Source organism: Nonomuraea sp. NPDC050733 (genome assembly GCF_040654215.1).
In the GTDB taxonomy this organism is placed as follows: Bacteria; Actinomycetota; Actinomycetes; order Streptosporangiales; family Streptosporangiaceae; genus Nonomuraea.
In genome coordinates this window covers 16192-37890 of the sequence record NZ_JBFAHO010000050.1, presented here as the reverse complement: position 1 = coordinate 37890, position 21699 = coordinate 16192, and the positions used below count along the sequence as shown (strand labels likewise).

23 protein-coding genes are annotated in these 21699 nt (G+C 70.4%); 9 read left to right on the top strand and 14 right to left on the bottom strand.

The features are described from left to right. The first annotated feature begins 56 nt into the window (after positions 1–56). The 5 genes from AB0H64_RS40235 to AB0H64_RS40215 all read left to right on the top strand — a co-directional run bounded on the left by AB0H64_RS40235 (position 57) and on the right by AB0H64_RS40215 (position 3428). The gene (locus tag AB0H64_RS40235) at positions 57–809 is read left to right on the top strand and encodes an SDR family oxidoreductase (protein ID WP_357635848.1); all 753 of its coding nucleotides are present in this window, start codon (positions 57–59) and stop codon (positions 807–809) included. A gap of 9 nt (positions 810–818) precedes the next feature. After that, positions 819–1229 carry a cupin domain-containing protein gene (locus AB0H64_RS40230; protein WP_357635845.1) on the top strand — a complete coding sequence of 137 codons (411 nt, stop codon included), beginning with the start codon at positions 819–821 and terminating at the stop codon, positions 1227–1229. A gap of 133 nt (positions 1230–1362) precedes the next feature. Then, positions 1363–2382 carry a ferritin-like protein gene (locus AB0H64_RS40225; RefSeq protein ID WP_357635842.1) on the top strand — a complete coding sequence of 340 codons (1020 nt, stop codon included), beginning with the start codon at positions 1363–1365 and terminating at the stop codon, positions 2380–2382. 114 nt (positions 2383–2496) lie between these two features. Next, positions 2497–2910 (top strand): alpha/beta hydrolase fold domain-containing protein, encoded by a 414-nt coding sequence (locus AB0H64_RS40220; RefSeq protein WP_357635884.1) that lies wholly within the window; start codon positions 2497–2499, stop codon positions 2908–2910. Further along, positions 2907–3428 carry a hypothetical protein gene (locus tag AB0H64_RS40215; protein ID WP_357635840.1) on the top strand — a complete coding sequence of 174 codons (522 nt, stop codon included), beginning with the start codon at positions 2907–2909 and terminating at the stop codon, positions 3426–3428. Before AB0H64_RS40220 ends, AB0H64_RS40215 begins: the two co-directional genes overlap by 4 nt. A gap of 943 nt (positions 3429–4371) precedes the next feature. On the opposite strand, the gene AB0H64_RS40210 is transcribed toward AB0H64_RS40215, so the two are convergent. After that, positions 4372–4599, bottom strand: a complete 228-nt coding sequence (locus AB0H64_RS40210) for a hypothetical protein (RefSeq protein WP_357635838.1) — start codon at positions 4597–4599, stop codon at positions 4372–4374. A 31-nt stretch (positions 4600–4630) separates the two neighbouring features. On the opposite strand from AB0H64_RS40210, the gene AB0H64_RS40205 reads away from it, so the two are divergent. Both AB0H64_RS40205 and AB0H64_RS40200 read left to right on the top strand, forming a co-directional pair. Further along, positions 4631–5011: an alpha/beta hydrolase gene (locus tag AB0H64_RS40205; RefSeq protein WP_357635834.1), complete on the top strand. Its 381-nt coding sequence runs from the start codon at positions 4631–4633 to the stop codon at positions 5009–5011. Between the two features lie 67 nt (positions 5012–5078). Continuing rightward, positions 5079–5345 (top strand): WhiB family transcriptional regulator, encoded by a 267-nt coding sequence (locus tag AB0H64_RS40200; RefSeq protein WP_357635831.1) that lies wholly within the window; start codon positions 5079–5081, stop codon positions 5343–5345. A gap of 40 nt (positions 5346–5385) precedes the next feature. Here the strand turns inward: AB0H64_RS40200 and AB0H64_RS40195 are convergent, their stop codons facing one another. From AB0H64_RS40195 to AB0H64_RS40140, 12 genes are all read right to left on the bottom strand, one after another. Further along, on the bottom strand, positions 5386–5694 hold the full coding sequence (locus AB0H64_RS40195) for a hypothetical protein (protein ID WP_357635828.1): 309 nt from the start codon (positions 5692–5694) through the stop codon (positions 5386–5388). An 11-nt stretch (positions 5695–5705) separates the two neighbouring features. Then, a complete protein-coding gene (locus AB0H64_RS40190) occupies positions 5706–6377 on the bottom strand; it encodes a hypothetical protein (RefSeq protein ID WP_357635826.1) in 672 nt (223 codons plus the stop codon). Between the two features lie 46 nt (positions 6378–6423). Continuing rightward, on the bottom strand, positions 6424–7338 hold the full coding sequence (locus AB0H64_RS40185) for an RNA polymerase sigma-70 factor (protein ID WP_357635824.1): 915 nt from the start codon (positions 7336–7338) through the stop codon (positions 6424–6426). A gap of 42 nt (positions 7339–7380) precedes the next feature. Continuing rightward, positions 7381–8097, bottom strand: a complete 717-nt coding sequence (locus tag AB0H64_RS40180; protein WP_357635821.1) for an alpha/beta hydrolase — start codon at positions 8095–8097, stop codon at positions 7381–7383. Between the two features lie 20 nt (positions 8098–8117). Continuing rightward, the gene (locus AB0H64_RS40175) at positions 8118–9764 is read right to left on the bottom strand and encodes a ferritin-like domain-containing protein (protein WP_357635818.1); all 1647 of its coding nucleotides are present in this window, start codon (positions 9762–9764) and stop codon (positions 8118–8120) included. Further along, positions 9757–9987 carry a hypothetical protein gene (locus AB0H64_RS40170; RefSeq protein WP_357635815.1) on the bottom strand — a complete coding sequence of 77 codons (231 nt, stop codon included), beginning with the start codon at positions 9985–9987 and terminating at the stop codon, positions 9757–9759. Before AB0H64_RS40170 ends, AB0H64_RS40175 begins: the two co-directional genes overlap by 8 nt. Next, positions 9921–10469 (bottom strand): methyltransferase domain-containing protein, encoded by a 549-nt coding sequence (locus tag AB0H64_RS40165; protein ID WP_357635813.1) that lies wholly within the window; start codon positions 10467–10469, stop codon positions 9921–9923. Before AB0H64_RS40165 ends, AB0H64_RS40170 begins: the two co-directional genes overlap by 67 nt. A 78-nt stretch (positions 10470–10547) precedes the next feature. Further along, positions 10548–12278, bottom strand: a complete 1731-nt coding sequence (locus AB0H64_RS40160; RefSeq protein WP_357635809.1) for an FAD-binding protein — start codon at positions 12276–12278, stop codon at positions 10548–10550. A 9-nt stretch (positions 12279–12287) separates the two neighbouring features. Continuing rightward, positions 12288–13472, bottom strand: coding sequence for a low temperature requirement protein A (locus AB0H64_RS40155; protein ID WP_357635807.1), 1185 nt, complete (start codon positions 13470–13472; stop codon positions 12288–12290). 183 nt (positions 13473–13655) lie between these two features. Then, the gene (locus AB0H64_RS40150; RefSeq protein WP_357635805.1) at positions 13656–14426 is read right to left on the bottom strand and encodes an SDR family NAD(P)-dependent oxidoreductase; all 771 of its coding nucleotides are present in this window, start codon (positions 14424–14426) and stop codon (positions 13656–13658) included. Positions 14427–14546: 120 nt separating this feature from the next. Continuing rightward, positions 14547–17306, bottom strand: coding sequence for an AAA family ATPase (locus AB0H64_RS40145; protein ID WP_357635802.1), 2760 nt, complete (start codon positions 17304–17306; stop codon positions 14547–14549). 376 nt (positions 17307–17682) lie between these two features. After that, positions 17683–18156 (bottom strand): MarR family transcriptional regulator, encoded by a 474-nt coding sequence (locus tag AB0H64_RS40140; RefSeq protein ID WP_357635800.1) that lies wholly within the window; start codon positions 18154–18156, stop codon positions 17683–17685. 77 nt (positions 18157–18233) lie between these two features. Between AB0H64_RS40140 and AB0H64_RS40135 the strand changes: the two genes are divergently transcribed. Together AB0H64_RS40135 and AB0H64_RS40130 are read left to right on the top strand one after the other, a co-directional pair. Continuing rightward, the gene (locus AB0H64_RS40135; RefSeq protein ID WP_357635798.1) at positions 18234–19217 is read left to right on the top strand and encodes an NmrA/HSCARG family protein; all 984 of its coding nucleotides are present in this window, start codon (positions 18234–18236) and stop codon (positions 19215–19217) included. 53 nt (positions 19218–19270) lie between these two features. Next, positions 19271–19687 (top strand): hypothetical protein, encoded by a 417-nt coding sequence (locus AB0H64_RS40130; protein ID WP_357635796.1) that lies wholly within the window; start codon positions 19271–19273, stop codon positions 19685–19687. A 63-nt stretch (positions 19688–19750) separates the two neighbouring features. On the opposite strand, the gene AB0H64_RS40125 is transcribed toward AB0H64_RS40130, so the two are convergent. Next, positions 19751–21532, bottom strand: a complete 1782-nt coding sequence (locus tag AB0H64_RS40125; RefSeq protein WP_357635793.1) for a PA14 domain-containing protein — start codon at positions 21530–21532, stop codon at positions 19751–19753. Positions 21533–21699: the final 167 nt, after the last annotated feature.

The window sequence follows — 21699 nt, the reverse complement described above, 5'->3', positions numbered from 1 at the left end:
TCTTAGCTGACGACGGGGCGCACCACAGCGCTCCGAAAGCCAGAAGGGTGCCAACAATGAAAATCGTGGTGATCGGCGGGACCGGGCTCATCGGGTCGAAGCTGGTGAAGAAGCTGGGCGAGCACGGCCACGAGGCCGTGGCCGCGTCGCCGAACACCGGCGTCAACACGCTGACCGGCGAGGGCCTGGCCGAGGTGCTGAAGGGCGCCCAGGTCGTGATCGACGTGTCGAACTCGCCCTCGTTCGAGCGCGAGGCCGTCATGAAGTTCTTCCAGACCTCCACCGGCAACCTGCTGGCGGCCGAGGCGGCCGCGGGCGTGGGCCACCACGTGGCGGTGTCGATCGTGGGGACCGAGCGGATGCCGGAGAACGGCTACTTCGCGGCGAAGATCGCCCAGGAGAAGCTGATCGAGAAGTCGGGCATCCCGTTCTCGCTGGTGCACTCCACCCAGTTCTTCGAGTTCGCCCGCGCCATCGCCGACGAGGGCACGGTCGACGGCAAGGTGCACATTGCGCCGGTGCTGTTCCAGCCGATCGCGGGCGACGACGTGGCCCAGGCGGTCGGCAGGACCGCGGTGGGGACGCCGCTGAACGGCCGGATCGAGATCGCCGGACCGACCCAGTACAAGATGGACGAGTTCTTCCGCAAGGCGCTGGCCGCCTGGGGCGACACCCGCGAGGTTGTCGCCGACCCGCAGGCGCGCTACTTCGGCAGCGTGCTCGGCGAGCGGTCGCTGGTGCCCGGTGAGGGCGCGCAGCTCGGCACCATCACCTACAAGGACTGGCTCGACCAGTCCACCGCGAAGTAGGGCCGGGCGATGGACAAGCCGCGATCGACCGCGTGGCAGACGGCGCTGACCGTGCTGCAGGAGGCGCAGCCTCCGTTCATCCCCGAGGGCGCGCACGCGATGACCGTGGTCATCGAGTACCCGCCCGCAGACCCGGGCGCGCCGCCGCATCGCCACCCGGGTCCCGCCTTCGGCGTCGTCCTCGAGGGCGAGATGCTGATGGAGCTGGAAGGGGAGCCGGAGCGGGTGATCCGCGCCGGCGAGGCGTTCTGGGAGCCGGGTGGCGACGTCATCCACTATCAGGACGGCAACAATCGCGACGATGTCCCGGTACGGTTCACGGTCACCATGCTGTGCGAGCCGGGCAAGCCGATGTTCACGCTGGTGGAAGAGGCCGAGCTGGCCCAGCGCAAGGACCGGCGCGCGCCACGCCCGTCCTGAACCCCGGCGAAGTACCCGCAGCGTGACGGCACCGGCTGCCGTCATCGCTGCCTGATCCCAGGATCGAACCAGGCCGCCGGCCTACCGGCCGGCGGTCCGATCCGCCATGCCAACAACCCGAGGTATGACACGAATGAACCACGAACGACCGGTTCGGATCGACACGCTCGGCAGCCTCCGCGAGCACCTGCAGTGGGCGATCGAGCTGGAGCACGCGACGCTGCCGCCGTACCTGACCGCGCTGTACTCCCTCGACCCGGCGCGCAACCCGGCGGCCGTCGAGGTGGTGAGCAGCGTCTTCGTGGAGGAGATGCTGCATCTGGCGCTGGCGGCGAACCTGCTCAACGCCGTCGGCGGCGCCCCGCGCCTCGACATGCCAGGGATACTGCCGCCGCACCCCCGCAAGCTGCCGCACAGCGATCTGGAGGTGTCGCTGATGCCGTTCGGCGCGGAGGCGCTGGAGATGTTCCTGCTCCTGGAGCAGCCGGCGGCACCGAGCGCGCCGCCGGAGGACGAGGGCTACGAGACCATCGGGCAGTTCTACGCCGCGATCGAGCAGGGGTTGCGCTACTTGTGCGACACGCTCGGCGAGAAGGAGGTCTTCTGCGGCGACCCGGCCCGGCAAGTGAGCGGCGGCCACTTCCGTCACACTGCCGGATCGCTGTTCGCCGTCGAGGATCTGGAGTCGGCGCTCGGCGCGCTGAGGGAGATCGTCGAGCAGGGGGAAGGCAACGCCCGCAGCGAGGTGTGGGACGGTGACCAGGACCTCCTCCACCCCGAGCGGAAAGAGGTCGCCCACTACTACCGCTTCCAGGAGCTCAAGCTCGGCCGCCGTTACCAGCGGGGCGACACCCCGAAGACCGGCCCGACCGGCGAGAAGGTCGGCGTCGACCCGGACGGCGTGCTCCCGATGACACCCAACCCGCGGCCCGCCGAGCCGGGCAGTGCCGTACGGGCGGCGCAGGATCTTTTCGACACCACCTACAGCACCCTGCTGAGCCTGCTGGAGCAGGCATTCAACGGCGACCCGAAGCGGCTCACGGACGCCACCCGCACCATGTTCACGCTCAGGGCCCAGGCGCAGGCGCTGATGGCGCTGCCCGGCGGCGCCGGTCCCACCTTCTCCTACGTGCCGCGCGAGGCACGTAGCTGATCCATAGCGAAAGAAGGCACATCATGAACAAGCACATCCTCGAGCCCGCCGCCTGGGAGCTGGCGCAGGCCACTTCGAAGCCGCCGTTCCTGTACGAGCTCGGCCCCGAAGTCCCTGTACTACCCGGTCACCGACGCCGGCCAGGACACCGACAGCTACCGCGAGTTCGCCGACGGGCCGTACCTGACGGCCAAGGCGATGGCCTGGTTCTGGGACGCCTACACCACCGACCCCGCCCAGCGCGCCGAGATCACCGCCTCGCCGCTGCGCGCCTCCCTGGCCGACCTGGAGGGCCTGCCGCCCGCGTTCGTCATCGTCGACGAGAACGACGTGCTGCGTGACGAGGGCGAGGCCTACGCCCGCAAGCTGATCGCGGCCGGGGTCCCCACCTCCAGCGTCCGCTGCAACGGCACGCTGCACCACTTCATGATGCTCAACCCCGTCCGCGCCACCGAGGCCACCAGCGCGGCCATGGCCCAGGCCATCGACGTCCTCAAGACCGCCTTGAAGGCCGGAGAGTCTCGGTGAGAATCGGCGCCGGTGTTGTCGACCACGTGCTGATCTTGTCTACTTCGCGGTGGTCCTGCTGGTCGGGGTGGCCGCGCGCAGGAGAGTCTCCAGCAGCCTCGACTTCCTCCTCTCGGGGAGGTCGTTGCCCGCCCGGATCACCCGGGCTCGCCTTCATCTCGGCCAACCTCGGCGCCGTTGAGATCATCGGGATGTCGGCCAACGGCGCCGAGTACGGCATGCCGACCATGCAGTACTACTGGATCGGCGCGGTCCCCGCGATGCAGTTCCTCGGCGTCGTGATGATGCCGTTCTACGACGGGTCCCAGGTGCGCAGCGTCCCCGAATTCATGCGCCGCCGCTTTGGGCCCGGCGCGCACCTGGTGAACGCGATCAGCTTCGCGCTCACCCAGATGCTCATCGCGGGGATCAACCTCTTCCTGCTCGCCACGGTGGTCAACGGCCTGCTCGGCAGGCCGCTGTGGGTGGCGCTGCTGCTCGCGGCGGCCATCGTCCTCATGCCGGTGGGGTCGACGTAGAGGATGGCGTTCATGATGGCGCGCAGGTCATGTTCGCAAAGGCGGCCGATGTCCAGGCCTCTGCCGCGGCGGTCGGCGCGCCAGGCGCTCAGTACGGGCTCGACGAGCGCCCAGCGGGCGTCGGACAGGTCGCTGGGGTACGGTCGCCGCTCGGTCATGCCTCCGGCGTACTGCACGGTGGACTCGCGGGTCGGCCGATTGGCGAATCTGCCGTTGGCAAAGAACGACAGAGTGTCGCGCCTTGGGATGAGACAGGATCTTCCCGGCCTTCATGGGGCCGTGAGCGTAGCCAGAGGTCCTGCTCGCCCATCCGATACTTCAGGTTTCGTCGAAGCACCATATACGTGGACTGGGCGAACGTCACGGCTCAGCACACGGTCCGCACGGGTTCAGTGTTCGGGACGCATCGCGTTGCCGACGTACATGGCGGCGAGCATGGTGAAGGCGAGTAGGGACATCAGCGGGGCCCGGGTTCGGGGGTAGCAGGCCGGGGAGCGCGATGCCCGTGCGGCTGTGCCGTACGGCCTCGGTGAAGGACTGCTGACCGGCCACCAGCGCCAGGCCCAGCCGGATGCCCCGGCTCGACGTCGACGGGCAACGGCCGGCGCAACGCGATCTCGGCCAGCGCCAGGACCTTACCCACGCGGCCCGTCCTGGTGAAGAGCGGCAGCGACTCGGCGATGAGGCCCGCCTGGCGCACCGGGTCGAGGCCGGTAGCTCGATCGCGCGGCGGCTCATCTCCACGGCGGCCGACGGCGTGACGATCGCCAGGTCGCGGGCGGCCTGGCGGAGCAGCCCAACGGCGGCGCCGTCGCCGGGCTCGGCGGTCTCCGCGAGGTCAGCGGCGATCCGCACGACCGGGATGCCCTGGGCCAGCCGCGGGTCCACGGCCTGGCGGCGGAGCGTCGCGGGCAGCGCCGCCTGGATCGACTCGCGAATCAGGTCATGGCTGAACACCAACGCGCCGTCGCTGCGCGGCCATGTGGCGTGCCTCGGCGAGCATGCGAGTCTCGCCGATGCCCGGGCTGCCCTGGAAGAGGACGGTCGCGCCCCGCCCGCGCGACAGCGCGGCCAGGCGGGCGCGCAGGGCGGCGACCTGCGACCGCCGCCCACGCAGCCGGTAACGGCCGAACTCCGACGCGGCACCGGCCTCCGTTTCGCGAGCGTTCACGCTGCCCTCCGATGGGCGTCGTAGGCGTCACATGCCTTCCATTGGCCTGTGGCCGTTCTGCCCGGGAAGGTACTCATCGGCGCCGGTGCTGAGCGAGACCTGCCGCCACTGGTCGAGCCCCTGGGCCACCCGTTCGAGCTTGGCATCCCAGGCCCGCAGGATGGCCGCCGAGCAGCGGCCCTTCGGCGTCGCCGCCTACTCCGGAATGTCCGGCTCCCCGGCGTGGAAGAAGATCTCCCGCTGGGCGATCATCACCACCCGGGACAAGGCCATCGATCCCAACGGCCAGCGGTGGATGGCCAAGCGCGCCAAGGCCCACGTCGTCGAGGTGAAGTCCTCGCACGCGATCTCGGTCAGTCACCCCGGCGCCGTCGCCGACGCCATCTTCGACGCCGACCGCGGTACCCGCTGACACCGGGCAGGACCGGCCCGATCCTCGCGCGACGGTCCCCAGACCTCCAACCCTTCAGGTGGCGACCATGAACACAGCACCCATCACGCCCCTGCGCTGGGCAGACCGCGGGGCCTGCCTCGACAGCGACCCCGAGTTTTTCTTCCCGTTCTCCTGGGAGCGCCTGCCCGCCTGGCACACCGCGTGCGCCCGGCGGATCTGCCTGGGCTGCCCGGTGCGCGTGCAGTGCCTGACCTGGGCCGTCGAAACCGGCGAGGCGGACGGGATGTGGGGCGGCACCACCCCTGTCGAGCGCCGCCGCATCCGCGCCACCCGCGAACGGCGGGCCGGGTGAGCCATGGCCAGGAGGCGAGGCTGATGCTGGCGGGGATGCCCTACCGGGTCATCTTCGCGTACGGGCACAGCGCGGCCGCCTGCTCCAGCAGCGGGGCGGCCGCAGCCGTGTCCACCCCAGGCCAGTTGACGACGAGGTCGGCGCGCAGCTGGCACCCGCCGTCGGCGGGATCCCTGCCGAAGGCCACGGTGGCCTCCACCAAGATCGCGGCCGGGTCGGCTGACCTGGCCTGGCCGCTGGCCCGCCCATGGGAGGAGCTGCCGCCGGTCACGGCGACGCGCGTGGAGTAGAGCGGCTTGAACTCCGCCCCGTTGTAGTCGTGGTCAGTGGAGAGGATCTGGTCGTTCACCGGTATGCCCTTCAGTGCCAACGCTGGAGTTTGTCGGGGTTCAGGATGATCCACACCGCCGTGACCTCGGCTCCGGCCACGCTCACGCTGACCACCGCCACGGCCTTGCCCGCCCGCCGCAGCACGAGCCCCGTCCTGCCGTTCACCGATCCGATGGCCAGCTCGGTTTCGGGCTGGTCGATCAGCAACGCCGTGACGACCCGCGTGACCGCCTCCGCACCGTAAGTCGGCCGTACGGCGACGCGCACCTTGCCGCCGCCATCGCTGACGACGATCGCGTCGGCGGCCAGGACTTCCCGCAGCGCCTCGGTGTCGCTCGCCTGGCAGGCCGCGGCGAACCTGCGGGCCACCCGCTCGTGCCTGGCGAGCATCGCCTGGCCGTATCCGGCCTGGCGCGAGGGCGGACCGGGCACGGGCTGGGCCGGGATCACCGGGCCGCCGGGCACGTGGTCGGGGTCGGCGAGGAGCTCCAGGCAGATGCTGCCCGCTGTCCGCGTCAGCCAGGCGCGTGGCAACGCGATGGCGGCGCGCTCCTCCTGGTCGAGGGCGTACCAGCGGCGATAGGTCTCCTGGACGACGTGGTCGGCCGTGGTGTCCGAGCCGAACATCCACAGGGCGATCTCGAGCAGGTGCTGCCGTTCGTCGAGCATCTCCGCCAGCGACTCGGCGCCCGCCTCGGTCATGGTCTGCCGCCTCCTTCGTTGTTGGCAGATAAGACCGGATAGCCCCTTACGTTGTGACAAAGCGGCAACGAGACCGCTCGAAGGCCTCGATCTTGGCCGGGTTGAGGATCCACAACAGGTGGTGGATCCCCTCCCTGGAGGCCTCGATGGCGAGCAGGGCGACGCCGCTGCCGTTCCGGGTGACGAGCACGCCTGGCAGCCCGTTCATCTCGACCCACGTGACGGCGGTGCCCGGCCAGAACCGCGGTGAGAACGCGGCCACGAACTTGGCCACCCGCTCATTGCCCAGCACGGGGAACTTGGCCGATCCCCTGATGCCGTCGCCGTCGGAGGAGCTGACGACGTCGGCGGCGAAGAGCTTCTCCAAGGCGCCGACATTTCCCGTCTGGGCGGCGTCGAGGAACGTTTCCAGGATGCGCCGGTGCTGGAGCCTGTCGATGGGCTCGTGGCGTACGGCGATCAGGCGCCTGCGGGCACGGCTCACGATCTGCCTGACATTGACCGGGGTGAGCCGCAGGATCTCCGCTATCTGCGGATAGGGGTAGTCGAAGGCCTCGCGTAGGACGTAAGCGGCGCGCTCGGTGGGATTGAGCCTCTCCATCAGCAGCAGGAAGGCCATCTCCAGCGCTTCGCCGCGTTCGGCGCCGACAGTGGGGTCCAGACTGGTGTCCACGGGTTCCGGCAGCCAGGGGCCGATGTAGGACTCGCGCCGCACGCGCGCAGACTGGGCCAGGTTGATGGCCAGCCGGGTGGTGACCAGCGCGAGGAAGGCCGGCGGGTTCTGGACTGTCTCGCGGTCGGTGTCCTGCCAGCGCAGCCACACCTCCTGGACGATGTCCTCGGCCTCGGCCGCGCTGCCCAGCATCCGGTAGGCGATGCCGAACAACCGCGGGCGCAGCTCGACGAAGGCGGACGCCGCCCGATCGAGAGCATCCGCCTTTTCCGGGGATTCCGCGTTCATGTGCACCACATCGATTCGCCCCTTGGCCTGGGCAGGGGTTCGTCAGCCTCGCGCGTGGTCGGCAGCGTCGAGGATAGTGGCTGTCACGGCGTCGGGCTGGGAGGCCGCGAGCGCGTGGGAGGCGCCGGCGACCACGCGGGTGCCGCGCGAGTCCGCTCGCTCGGCCATGAAGCGCAGTGCGGCGGCCGGGATGTTGAGGTCCTTGTCGCCGTGGACGAACCAGGACGGGATGGTGCGCCAGGGCGCCTCGTCGACGGCAAGCCCGTCGGACAGGGCGCGCTCGGTCACCGGCCGCTGGGTCGCGGCCATCAGCCCCGCCTCCTCGGTGTCGAGGTCGGCGCAGAACTGGCGGTGGAACTTCGCGGGGTCGATGCGGAACTCTTTGCCGCCGGAGGCCACCGGGTAGGCCTGCAGCGCCTGGCCGAGCGTGCTGCCTTCGAACTTGCTCGACAGCAGCAGAGCGCTCTCGCCGGGCTCGGGGGCGAAGGCGGCGACGTAGACCAGGGCGCGCACGGCCGGGTTGCCTGCCGCCGCCTGGCTGATCACCATGCCGCCGTAGGAATGGCCGGCCAGGACGACAGGGCCGCCGATGCCGTTGATCACGTCGCGCAGGTAGGTGGCGTCGCCCTCCACGCTGCGCAGCGGGTTGGCCACGGCGACCGCGGTGAGCTGGTTGCTGCGCAGGCGCTGGATGACGCGGTTCCAGCTGGCCGACTCGGCGAAGGCGCCGTGGACGAGGAGGACGACGGGTTGGTTCATGGGATTGCCTTTCTGGTTGTTCACTCGTGGAAGCCGATCTCGCGGTGGGTGCCGTCGCACAGCGGTTTGTTGCCGGAGTGGCCGCAACGGCACAGCGTCATCCGGTTCCTGGTCTCCAGGGGCCGGCCGTCCGACCGGGTGATGGGTATGCCGCCGGTCACCCACAGCGCGCTGGCCAGACCATCCTCCTCCTCCAGCACCGAGATGGCGCGCGGGAGGTCGGCTTCGATCGTCTCTCCGCCGCGTTCGAGGGCGTAGCTGTAGGAGCCGGAGGGGCAGTGATCGATGCGGCCCATGACGTCGGAGCGCACGTCGCTGTCGGCGGTGTCGTCGAGCATCTTGGCGATGGGCCTGGTCCGGCCGATGCAGAAGGCGGCGTGCACGCACAGCTCGCCCACCCGCTGCGCGGAGATGCCGACGCCGTCGTGCACGTGCTGCAGCTCCTGGTAGGGCCGCATCGGCGCGGCCTCGGTGCCGTCGAAGCCGATCGCGGCGTGGGTGCCGTCGCAGAACGGCTTGGCGCCCGAATGGCCGCAGCGGCACAGCGCATAGGTCTCCTCGGTCTCCAGCGGCTCGCCGGTCTTCCAGGTGAGCGCGTTCTTCTGCTCGGCGGAGACGATCTTCCGCTTGCGCCGCAGGGGGACGCGGCCGTACACGACGTACGGCCCGTTGCGGAGCACGACGATCCGCTGGTGGTCGCCCGCGCTCCAGCGGCGCAGCTCAGGCGGGACGTACTCGAAGGTGAGGCCGCCCCGCCGCATCAGCTCCTGCGCCTGGGCCTTGAGCGCATACATCTCCCCGGTAGCGACGGCGAGCATCCTCGGGCTGCCGTTGAAGGCCAGCTCCAGTAGATGGAGAATCGCGCAGTAGGTGTGGTTGAACTCCTCCTGCGCGGCGCGGTCCGCGGGGTTGGGCGTCATGGGGAGCACCCCGGTGAGATCCACCGAGAGCTTCTCACCGGTGGGCCCGGACTCAGGGGTGTCCCCGCGCCGGTAGCGGCGGCCGAGCTTCAGCTCCATGAAGCGGTAGTAATGGGCGACCTCGTCCTGGTCACCGTCCCAGACCTCGCTGCGGGCGTTGCCTTCCCCCTGCTCGACGATCTCCTCAAGCGCGTCCAGCGCGGAGGCGAGGTCGGTGACGGCGACCAGCCTGCCGTCGGTATGGCGGAAGTGGCCGCCGCTCACTTGCCGGGCCGGGTCGCCGCAGAAGACCTCCTTCTCGCCGAGCGTGTCGCACAAGTAGCGCAACCCCTGCTCGATCGCGGCGTAGAACTGCCCGATGGTCTCGTAGCCCTCGTCCTCCGGCGGCGCGCTCGGTGCCGCCGGCTGCTCCAGGAGCAGGAACATCTCCAGCGCTTCCGGGCCGAACGGCATCAGCGACAGCTCGAGGTCGCCGTGGGGCAGCTTGCGCGGGTGCGGCGGCAGCATCTCGGGCGTGTCGAGGCGCGGGGCGCCGCCGACGGCGTTGAGCAGGTTCGCCGCCAGCGCCAGATGCAGCATCTCCTCCACGAAGACGCTGCTCACCACCTCGACGGCCGCCGGGTTGCGCGCCGGGTCGAGGGAGTACAGCGCGGTCAGGTACGGCGGCAGCGTCGCGTGCTCCAGCTCGATCGCCCACTGCAGGTGCTCGCGGAGGCTGCCGAGCGTGTCGATCCGTGACTCAGGCAACGTCGCCACCCGGCCGCGAGCCGTCCTCCAGCACCTCGACCGCGTCGCGCAGCACCCGCAGAGCGATCTCCTCGCGCTCGACGTCCGTCGGGTCGTACAGCCACTCGGTGACCGGCCGCCCCATCTCCTCCTCCGGCTGGCTGGCCTCGGCGATGATCAGCTCCTCCTCGATCTCGACGTGGAGCTCGTACAGGAACTCGTTCTCACCGTTCGGGGTGGACATGTCTCCTCCATGGGTTGTACGGCCGGCCTGCTGACCGCGTGGATCAGACGGACTGCGATCTGGCCGGTGGCGAACAGGCGGACGAAGCGCTCGCCCTGGTGGGCAGCGAGCGCGTAGGCGGGATCAGCCCGATGGCGGCAGGCGACTACCGCGGCGACCTGGTCGGCGCGCCGCGACCACGACAGAGGCGCCCGGCCGGGCTGGTCGAGTTGCTCGAGAACCTCGAACCCGGCGCCTTCGAGCAGCGCGTCGAGCTCCCGGCAGGTGGGAAAGTGGTTGCCGTCGGGGACCTGGAGAACCTGCGGGCCCTTGGCCGCGACCACCGAGGGCCCGAGCGAGGCGCCGGGCTCGAGCACCCGGTGGATCTCCCTGAGCAACGCAGCCTTGTCCCGCACGGTACACAGCACGCCCAGGCACCAGACGGCGTCGGCGGTCCAGCCCGCGACATCGTCGAACTCGGCGACCATCGGCAACGCGGTCACAACAACTTCCCCCGTTCAGTGATGTGGCCCGATCGCCAGCAAAGACAGGACAGCCCCGGCACTTGTGACAAGATCCGGCTACTCGACGAGCTTTCCCACGGTCGAGACCTCGCGCATGAGCGCCGCGATCTCGGCGGGAATCGGCGGGATGGTCTCCCGCTCCACCGATCCGGGGCCGGACCACACGAGGTTGACCTGCAGTGCGGGGTCGAGTTCCGGATAGTCGGAGCGGTTGTGGCAGCCGCGGGTCTCGCGGCGCTCGATCGCGGTTTCGAGGGTCGCGCGCGCGGCGAGGGCCGCGGACTTCAGGTCGAAGGCGTGGGCCAGGTCCTGGAAACCGGCGATGTCCGGGTGCACGCCTATCCCGCTGATGCGCGCCTCGACCGCGGCCAGTTCGGCGAGGCCTTTTCGCAGGCCGCCCTCGTCGCGTACCACTCCGGCGTGCTCCGTCATGATGTCGCGGAGCGCTCGCTGCAGCGACCGCACGTTCTCCGGGCCGTCGGCAGACAGGAGCTCGTCCACTTCCACCCGCGCCGCGGCGAGCGCCTCGGCGGAGCGGCGCTGGGCGTCGAGACCCGCGGAATACTCCGCCGCCGCCTGGCCGACGATGCGGCCGAAGACGAGGAGCTCGATGAGGGAGTTGCCGCCCAGGCGGTTGGCGCCGTGCAGGCCGCTGGCCGCCTCCCCGATCGCGTACAGGCCGTCGACGCCCGTGCCGTGGTCCTCGGGGCGTACCCAGACCCCGCCCATCGAGTAGTGCGCGGTCGGCGCGACCTCGATCGGCTTCTTGGTGATGTCGAGCATCTGCAGTTCCAGGAGCGTCTGGTAGACGCGCGGCAGCCGCGTCATGATCGTCTCGCGCGGCAGATGCGACACGTCCAGCCACACGCCGCCGTCCGGGGTGCCGCGACCTTCCTTGATCTCTGTGTAGGCGGCCAACGCGACCCGGTCGCGTGTGGACAACTCCATCCGCTCCGGGTCGTACCGGGACATGAACCGCTCGCCGAGCCGGTTGCGCAGGATCCCGCCCTCGCCCCGTGCCGCCTCGGAGACGAGCGTGCCCGCCGCGTTCTCCGGCGCGATGAGACCAGATGGGTGGAACTGCACCAGCTCGGGGTCGCGGACGCGGCAGCCGGCCAGGACGGCCAGGCGGAAGGAGTCGCCGGTGTTCTCGTCCCTGCGGGAGGAGGTGCGCCGCCAGATCCGGGTGTGGCCGCCCGCGGCCAGGATCACCGCATCGGCATGGATGACGTAGCGGCTGCCGTCGGTCAGGTCGAACCCGTACGCGCCGAAGACCGCGTTGTCGCGCACGAGAATCCGCGTGATGTACACCGTGTCGAGGACGCGGACGTCGAGCTGGGTCGTCCGGTTGATCAGCGTGCGCTGGATCTCGAGTCCGGTGTAGTCCCCCGCGTACGAGGTGCGCCGGAAGGTGTGGGCGCCGAAGAAGCGCTGGGAGATCCGCCCGTCCTGCTCGCGTGCGAACGGCATGCCGTACCGCACGAGGTCCTCGATGCCACGCGCGGCCCCCTCGGTGACGATGCGCACCGTCTCGGGGTTGGCCAGCAGGTAACTCTCCTTGAGAGTGTCGGCCGCGTGCTGCTGCCAGGTGTCCTCGGGGTCCATCGTGGCGAGCGCCGCGTTGATGCCGCCCGCCGCGAGCGAGGTGTGTGCGTCCGCCTTCGGCCGTTTGCCGACCGCGAGGACTTCCACCCCGCGCTCGGCGAGTTCGATGGCCGCCCGCAGCCCGGCCCCTCCGGTCCCGATGACCAGGACGGACGTGGCGATTCTGTTCTCTGATGCGTGCATGATGCTCCTTCAGCTACGTGCCGCCCAGATGGCGACGGTGACCAGCGCGACGCAGGCGGCCGCGATCAGCGCGACCACGGCGGCCACCCCGATCCATGGCGCCGCGAGCGGCGACAACACGACGGCGCCGACGCACCCCGCCACGGCAGTGCGGGGGATGACGGAGTCCGCGTCGACCAGCGCGTGAACCGCCCGGAGCAGGATGAGATACACCCCGACCGGGATGGCGACCGCGTAGCCGATCGCCATCGGCGATGCCGCCACCTGGCGCCCGCTCTGCTCCACCGCCACCTCGAGCCCGGCGCCAAGAGCCGCCAGCGCGGCGAAGATGCCGAAGTGGCCGTACCCCCACCAGTACGACCGATGACGCCGATCGCTGAGCCCCTCCCCTGCCTCGACCAGGAAGTACAGCCACCACAGGGCGAACAGCAGGACGAGACCGGATCCGGCGATGACGACGAGGGGAGCCGCTTCGAGCGCCCCTTCAACCCCTCTGCTCGCGGCCAGGACACTCTCGCTCAGCAGGATGATCGTGAACAGGCCGTAGCGCTCGGCGATGTGGTGCGGGTGCCAGGTGGTTGCCCTGACCCGCTCCGCCCACCACGGCACCGCCAGCTCCAGGACGACCAGGCAGGCGAAGAACGGCAGCTGGAGTGACGCCGGCAGGAGGCCCACCTCCACGAGAGCGAGCCGGAGCAACCAGCCCGACTCGGCCAGACCTATGCCCGCGGCGTAGCGGAGTCCCGTACGGCGGCTCGCCGGGTCTTCGAACGCGGCCCTCAGCCATTGGGCTACAAGCCCGATCCTCATGATGAGGTAGCCCAGGGTGATGATCCCGTAGTCGGAGTGGCCGACCGCGGCGGGCACTCCGGCGGCGAGGACCAGCACGCCCGCCATCTGCACCATGGTCAGCAGCCGGTAGGGAACGTCGTCGGTGTCGTAGGACGAGGCGAACCAGGTGAAGTTCATCCACGCCCACCAGATCGCGAAGAACACCTGGAGGAACGGGACCAGCCCGGTCAGGCCATGACCTTCAGCGATGTCGTGCGCGAACTGCGCCGTGATGGCCGCGACCGCGACCACGAAGGTGAGATCGAAGAGGAGCTCGAGCTGGCTCGACGAGCGATGCGGCTCGTTGATCGGCCGCGAGCTCATCCTGACCCGGATCCGGATGGTGGTCCTGGTTGAGGGCACGCTCACGCTCCTGTCGCTCTTGCGGTGTCCGGTTAGCCAAGAAGGACCGGACGGCGTCGCGATCTGTGACAGATCGCTGCAAAAGCTCCTCGATCGTCAACCCCGATCCCTGCCGCAACCTGCGCAGGAGCGGGCCGAACGAGCTGACCATCCGTCCTCCTCGGTCTCCTCGATCGAACGCGGTTACCAGGTTTGGTCGCCGGCGCGGAGCAGCAACTCGTTGATCGCGACCCGCCGGTCTCGCGTGACGATGTAGCGGATGGCGTCCGCCACGTCCTCGGGGCGCAGCGCTTCGATTCCGTCGATCCGCCGGCGGGCCGCGTCCCGGACGGTGTCGCTCAGGTGGTTCTCGGTGTCCACAACCCCCGGCTCCACCACGCTGACCCGGACGCGCTCGCCGAGCAGTTCCTGGCGAAGCGACTCGGTGAACGCGTTCACACCGGACTTGGTCAGGCCGTAGACGCTGCTCCCCGGCCGGGCGACCCGCCCGGCCGTCGAGCCGACGTTCACCAGGTCTGCCACCTGCCGGGGGGATGTCGACGCGGCGTAGATCAGGTGCGGGACGGCGGCGTGCGTGACGTGCAACAGCCCTGCCACGTTGAGCGAGATCATCCGATCCCACTCTTCAATGGTGGTGTGCAGCGCCGAGTTGAGCAGCATGATCCCGGCGGCGTTGACCAGGATGTCCAGCCGTCCGAACCGGTCCAGCGTGTCCTGCACCACGTCCTCGGCGCGCTCGGGTTCGGTGACGTCGGCCTCCAACCCGACGGCCTCGCCGCCCAGCATCGCGATGTCGCTCGCGACCCGGTCCAGACGGTCGCGGCGGCGGGCTACGAGAGCGACCACCGCGCCCTCACGGGCGAGGCGGCACGCGGTCGCGGCGCCGATTCCGCTGCTCGCGCCGGTGATGAGCGCGACGGCGCCGTCCAGCCGCTGATCATGAACTATCCCCACGACCGTGTCTCCCGCGTTCAGCCGAACTGCCTACGCGACGAGACTCGCGCAGCCGGCCCCCGGGCCGAACCAGGGTGTCTCACTGGTCAACCGGGGCCAGTGAGTGCCCCGGCGGCGGGGCTACGCCTCGCCGCCTGACAGTACGTCGCCGAGCTGCTTTCTGGAGCTGATCCCGAGCTTGGTGAAGATCTTGCGGAGGTGCCACTCCACCGTGCGCGGGCTCAGGAAGAGCCGTGCCGCTGCTTCGGGGTTGGACAGGCCGTCTCGCACGAGCAAGGCGATCTGCTTCTCCTGCGCGGTCAGCTCGCCGCTCATCGAGGAGCTCTTGCGCTCGCGGACATTGTCCCCGGTAGCGAGGAGCTCGCGGCGGGCACGCTCGGCGAACGCCTCCATCCCGATCGACACGAACATCTCGTACGCCGTCCGCAGGTGGACCCGCGCCTCGGCCCGCTGCCGTTCCCTGCGCAGCCACTCGCCGTACAGCAGGTGAGCGCGCGCCAGTTCCGGGTGGAGAAGTGTACGGCCCAGCCGTTCGATCGCCTCGCGGTAGAGCCCGTCCGCGGCGTCGGCGTCGGTCAGCATCGCGCGGCAGCGAGCCAGGATTCCCTGCGCCCAGTCCGTGTCGCATGGTTCTGCGGCGTCCGCCAAGCCTTCGAGCGCCTCTCGGGCGGCCACGTCGTCCCCGGCGCGCGCCGCCGCCTCGACGAGCTCGGGCAGCGCCCACTGGGAGACGATCACGTTGGCGCTCTCGCTGCCGGCATGGGCCGCCGGGAGTGCGAGCCCGTAGCGGGCGAGGCCGTTGTAGAGGATCGCGGCCGCCCACTGTGCGGTGGCGGCACCGTTCAGCTGGCCGCTGGCGGCTGCCTCCTCGATCGTGGCCTCGATGAGCTCCATGGCCTCGGCCTCCTTGCCCTGCATCGCCGTCAGCAGGAGCTGCGTGTGCTGCGCCATGGGCACGCCCGTCGCATCGGCGGCGGCTTCCGCTTCCGCGACGAGCGCGCCCGCGGCGGCGAGGTCCCCGCTCAGCACGGTCGGTATCCCGAGCGAGTGGAGATAGACGGGAAGGTCGGACACGGCGCCGGATCTGCGCACCTCGTCCAGTGCCCTGGCGCGGGTCTCGGGCATGGCCAGGTCGTCCCAGACGAGCGGGCTCACGCCGAAGGCCGCCCAGCCCCATTTCAGGAGGTCCTGGACGGGGCAGTCGGTGAGCGCGGCCTGCGCCCTGCGCAATGTGGGAAGCGCGGCGCTCCTGCCGTCGGTGATGAGCAGCGCGAAACCCTCGAGCACGAGGTCCAGGAGCCGCGGGCTGCCCTCGGGCGCGGGGAGTTCCCCGATCGCCTGGGAGACGGCCAGGAGGCTGCCTCGGTTCGCCGCGCCGAACGACGCGGAGCCCCAGGCGATCAGGTACGTCTCCCGCGCCAGGTCCAGGTCGAACGGCTGCAGCCGCCGCGCGGCTTCCAACAGCATCAGCGGCGCCTCGTTGTCGAAGCCGGTCGCGAACGTGATGTGACCGCGCGTCAGGTGCGCTCGTACGCGCTGGAACTCGCTCTGGGCATCCCGGTCGGCGATGTCGGCGAAGCGGCGTGCGGCCTCGATGTCACCCGCCCTGAGGCTGGCGTCCGCCGCCATCAGGGCACGCTCGGCACGCCGCGAGGTGTCGATGGTCAGAGCCACGGATCGCTGCAGGAACGCCGCCGCAGCCGCCAGCCCGCCGCGCGCCTGTGCCCGGCCGGCAGACCGTTCCAGCTCGGCGGCGACGCCCTCGTCGGGCGCGGCGGTCGCGGACGCGAGATGCCAGGCACGGCGGTCCGGGTCGGCCTTTGCGTCGGTGACCTCCGCCAACGCGAGGTGGACCGCCCGGCGATCCCCTTCCTCCGCCGAGCGGTACACGGCAGACCGCACGAGCGGGTGACGGAAGATCACCCGCACGCCGAACTCCAGCAGCCCGTCCGTCCCGCCCGCCAGGACCGTCGCGGGAGTGACGCCGAGCCGTTCGGCGGCACGCCACACCAGCGAGGGGTCACCGACCGGCTCGGCCGCGGCGACCAGCAAGAGCAGCCGGGTCTGCGCGGGCAGGCCCTCGATCCTGGCCAGGAAGCTCTGCTCGATCCTGCCGGGCAGCGTGTCGGCGTCAAGGAGGCCGTACCCGCCCGCCGTCCGGGTCACCGCCATATCACGCGGCAGCTCCAGCAGGGCCAGCGGATTTCCCCTGGTCTCGGCCACGAACCGGTCGCGAACGTGTTGATCGATCTGGACGTGCGTCACCGAGGTCAGCACGGCGTGCGCGTCTTCCGCCGTCAGGCCGGTGACCTCGAGCTCCGGCAGTCCGAGCAGGTCCTGGGTCTGTTCGCGAGAGCCGAAGACGAGGGCGACCGACTCCGCGAGGAGCCGCCGGGCGACGAAGCCGAGAACCTGCGCCGAGGCCCGGTCCATCCACTGCGCGTCGTCGACCACGCAGAGCAGGGGACCCTTCTCCGAGGCGTCAGACAGCAGGCTCAGTACGGTCAGCGCGACCAGAAAGCGTTCGGGCGGCACTCCCCCTCGTATCCCGAAGACCGTCTCGAGGGCGTCGCGCTGCGGTGCGGGAAGGTTCTCCAGCTGATCCAGCAGCGGTGCGCACAACTGGTGCAGGGTGGCGAAAGCCAGTTCCATCTCGGACTCGACGCCGGCCGCACGCAGCACCCGCATGCCCGTCGCCGAGTTCGCCGCGTACTCCAGCAGCGTTGTCTTCCCGACTCCCGGCGCGCCGTGCACGACGAGCACGCGGCTCTCGCCCATGCGGACGGCCGCGATCGTCTGATCGAGGAGAGCGCGCTCCGGTTCCCGCCCGACCAGCCCGGTGTTCTGACCCTCCCGGGAGCCCCGCCTACGTCGGTTCACGGTCCCCCGCTTTTTGCACCAGTTGCACGTCTTTGAATACACCCAAGGCACGCGCCAGGCCAAGTGGTACGGTCTGCGTCTCACCAGCTGAGCCGGTAGATCATCGTCGCGGATGCCGCCCACAAGCTCGGATACGACGCCATCGGGACTGAGGCCGTGGGGCGAGGCCAGCTCGGCGAGGCCGAAGCCGTATCCGCCGAACAGCCCCACGCAGCCGCGGACGTAGTAGGCCCCGTACTCGGCCGGCTGAACGTCGCAGGTCGGATACGCGGCGGCGGCCAACGCGGCCACCCAGGGGAGCAGGGGCAATCGGGGCACGAATGATCTTCGCTTTTCGCCACACCCTAGGGGTGCTTTCCGCGGCGCGGGAGCATGATCACAACGAGCAGTCCCGCTCCCGGTGCTCGTCGAGTGCGCGAAGCACGTCGGCGCAGGCCTGCGCGAAGCCGGCCAGCCGCTCGGGCCCCAGCACGTCGACGAACAGGGCGTGAACCATCTCGGTGTGCTCGGGGACGGCCTTGTTGATCGCCGCGTAGCCCTTGTCGGTGAGCCGCACGTCGGGGTAGCGACGGTCGTCGGAGTCCACTCGCTCGACCAGCCCGCGTTGTGCCATCCGGGTGAGCTGGTGGGACAGGCGGCTCTTCTCCCACTGGGTCGCGGCGGCCACCTCCGCGATGGGCATCTCCCGCCGCTCGGACTCCGTGAGCCGGACCAGGACCTCGAAGTCGGCCGCGGACAGGTCGCACTCGCGCTGCAGGTGCTGCTGCAGGTGCGAGTTGAGGTGCTTGGCCATTTCGATGTATGTGCGCCACATCCGGTCGGCCTCGCCGAGCTCCTGTTCCCATCCCATGACGCCCACTCTACCCGTTGCTTGACGTATCAACCTGACACTGTATGGTGAGCGGGTTGATACATCAACCTGAATACGTGGGGGTTGTCTCCGTGAGCGAGCAGCAGATCATCGCAGTGGTGGGCGCGACCGGAGCGCAAGGGGGCGGGCTGGTTCGCGCGATCCTCGACGACCGCAGTGGGCGGTTCGCCGCACGAGCCCTGACCCGGGACCCGGGTTCGGCGCGGGCCAGGGAGCTGGCCGCGCTCGGGGCCGAGGTCGTCGGAGCCGATCTCGACGACGCGGGCAGCCTGCGCAAGGCGTTCGACGGCGCCCACGGCGCCTTCGTGGTGACGAACTTCTGGGAGCCTCGCACGCCCGAGGAGGAGCGGACGCGGCCCGCGACCACCAAGGAGCGGGAGCAGGCCGGCAACGCGGCGCGCACGGGGCAGGAGGCCGGCGTACGGCATTTCGTCTGGTCCACGCTGTCCGACACCCGCGGCTACTTCCGGCCGGGCGACGGGACGCCGAGCTTCGAGGGCTCGTATAAGGTGCCGCACGCCGACGGGAAGGCCGAGGCCGACCGGTTCTTCCTGGAGTCGGGCGTGCCCACCACCTTCCTGCAGGCGAACGTCTACTACGAGGCGTTCCGGGACATGTTCGCACCCCGGCGTGACGAGACGGGCGCGCTGGTGCTGCCGCTCGGGTTCGGCGAGGCACGGGTGGCCGCGCATGCTGCGGACGACGTCGGCAGGACCGCGCTGGGGATCTTCCGCCGCGGGGTCGGGATGGCCGGCAGGCGGGTGAGCGTCGCCGGGTCCGTGCTCACCGGCGCGCAGTACGCCGCCGCGCTGAGCCTGGCGCTCGGCGAGCCCGTCACCTACCAGGCGGTCAGCCCCGACATGATCCGGGGCGCGGGGTTCCCGGGCGCGGGCGAGGTCGGCAACATGCTCCAGTACCTGATCGCGGCCGCCCCGGACATCGCCGAGCTCATCGACTTCGAGCTGCTGCGCGAGCTCAACCCGAGGCTGCAGTCGTTCGACACGTGGCTGGCCGCCCACCGCGACACCATCCCGCGCTGACCGGCCCCGTCCCCTCCCCGCGCGTGGTCGCCCCCGGGTAACGTCGCGGAGCCGTGTCACAAGATCGGGAGCTGGCCGGCGACCGCCATCGTGGCGGCCTACCGCCAGGCGCCGCCGTCAAGGCCCTGGCCCGGCAGCACCGGGTCGCCCCCAAGACCATCCGGCGCGTCCTCGACGCCGCCGACGCGCGCAACCTGCCCGGCCCGCTCGACACGCCCCTGGTCCGCCCCGGCAAGCTGGACGACGCGCTCGCCCCACGGGCGGACGTGGTCCTCGAGGTGCCCGGACGACCGCCGATCTCCTGCGTATCGCTGGGGACGAGGTCGTCCGCCTGGCCCTCGTCTCAGGACGGAACATCCGCCGCGGCCCCGGCTATTCGGTCCGTATGGTGGCCCCGCTCGCGCTTCACCGCGCCGTGCTGGAGCAAAGTGCTGCCGCAGCCGACGGTGCCGGCCCAGGTCCGGCCGTAGGGCGGCCAGAGGCGTCGCCGCCCCTGGCCGCCCTCGCCGGCTCCCGGTGAAGGTCCCGCCGGCTCAGCCGGTCAGGAGCTTGTTCGCCGGGATGATCTCACGCGGGATGCTGGGGCTCGTCCAGCGCAGCTCCGCGATGGCGTCGTAGCCGCCGTCGTAGAACTCCATCCTGATGTCGTGCGAGCCGGCGCTCAGCGCGACCGCGGCGGTGTCCTCGCGCTTGGAGTGGTCGGTCCAGGCGTCGATGAGCAGCCGCCCGTCCACCCACAGCCGCACGCCGTCATCGCTGGTCGTGATGAACGTGTACGTCTCCGCCTTGTCGGCGACGACCTTGCCGCTCCAGCGGGCGCTGAAGGTGTCGGCGCCGATGGCGGGGTCCGGGGAGGCCGAGCCCCAGTCGAAGTTCACGGTGGGGTCGACGCGGGTGACGCTCGCGCCGGTCAGGTCGGCGTTGTCGAAGTACGTCGCCGACAGGCCCTGCTCGCCGATGACCAGGGTGGTGGCCGACCCGGCCGGCAACGACACCGTGGCCTTGCCGCCGGAGATCGTCGCGGTGCCGGTCCGGTGCGGGGTCCAGGCGTCGGAGGTGCTCTGCCAGACCGCGGCGGTGCCGTTCGCCGCCCCGGTGAGGGTGAGTGCCGTCTCCAGCGGCTGGGCGCCCACGTTGACCAGGACGACGTTCTTGGCGTGGTCGGAGGCGAAGACGTGCAGGTCGGGGGTGTTCGCGCTCGCCTGGACGACGGTCGTGCCGAACGGCCTGAACAGGCCCTCGCCGGTGTACATGCCGATGCCGTGGTAGATGGGCAGCGGCTCGCTGCGGGCGATGCCGCCCTCGCCCTTGGTGCTGGTCAGGCCGAGCTGGCCGTTCTTGTCGCCGTACTGGAAGGCGCTCGCGCCGGCGTGCAGCATCTGGCCGAGGGCCGCCGCGCCCCACAGGGTGTTGAAGTGGGTCAGCGTACGGTGGCCGTCCGGGTCGTCGTAGTCGGAGTTGAACTCGCCGATCTGGATCGGAAGGTCGCGGCCGAGCACGGAGCGGACCGTGGAGCGCACGGCCTCGATGTCGGTCTCGTAGTCGCGGATCACGTCGCCGAGCAGCGCCTCGTCGGTGATGACCTCCTTACCGTTGCCGTAGTCGTGGTAGTCGACGAAGCTGACCCGCGTGCCCGAGCCCTGCAGGAACGTGCGGATGTAGTCGTAGTCGTCCCAGGCGGTGGCGGGTCCGCCGATCACGACGGAGGCGTTCTCGGCGCGCAGCGCGTCGGCGATGAGGTTGAAGCGCCTGCTGTACTCCGTGGCCGTCATCTCCGGCTTGTTCGGGGTGCAGGAGCAGTTGAGCTCGTTGCCCAGGATGAAGCGCTGGATCGGCTTGCCGGAGGCGGCGAAGTGCCGGTAGAGGGCGACCGCGTCGTCCCGGTTCACCTCCGCGCTCTGCCGGCCGTCCACCTGGAGGATGACGACCGGCTCCGCGCCCAGGTCGCGGATCGCGCTGATCCAGGCGTCGCCCGAGACGTTGGTGGCGCACTCGTAGCCGCCGCAGACGATGGGGCTGCTGTGGTCGCCCGGCTTCTGGTAGTGCAGCTCGATGCGCATGCGGCCTGCGCCCAGCTTGCGCACGTATTCGCGGTGTTTGGCGTCGTTGGTGATGTACGAGCCCTCGCCGTACCCGGTGATGGAGACGCCGATGTCGGTGGGAGAGATCGTGCGAACGGGCTTGGTGAAGTCCACCGAGACGGTGGCGGCCGCGACCGCTTCCGCTTGTGCGCCCGCCGGCCAGACCAGCGTGGCGGCCGTCAGGCCGCCCGCGAGAACGGCGCGTAACGCACGGCGTGCAGATGCCCTCATCATGCTCCTGTCAGAGTTGCTCAAGATCCCGAAGATCATGCCACGCGTGGATGTCCGGAGGGTTACACGTCATGATCAGTCGTGGCAGTGACGATGGCGGGCGCTCGCCCTCACCCTGAAGGACGGTGACCTGACGCCTCTCTCCTGGTCCGCCACGAGCGGCCCCTACG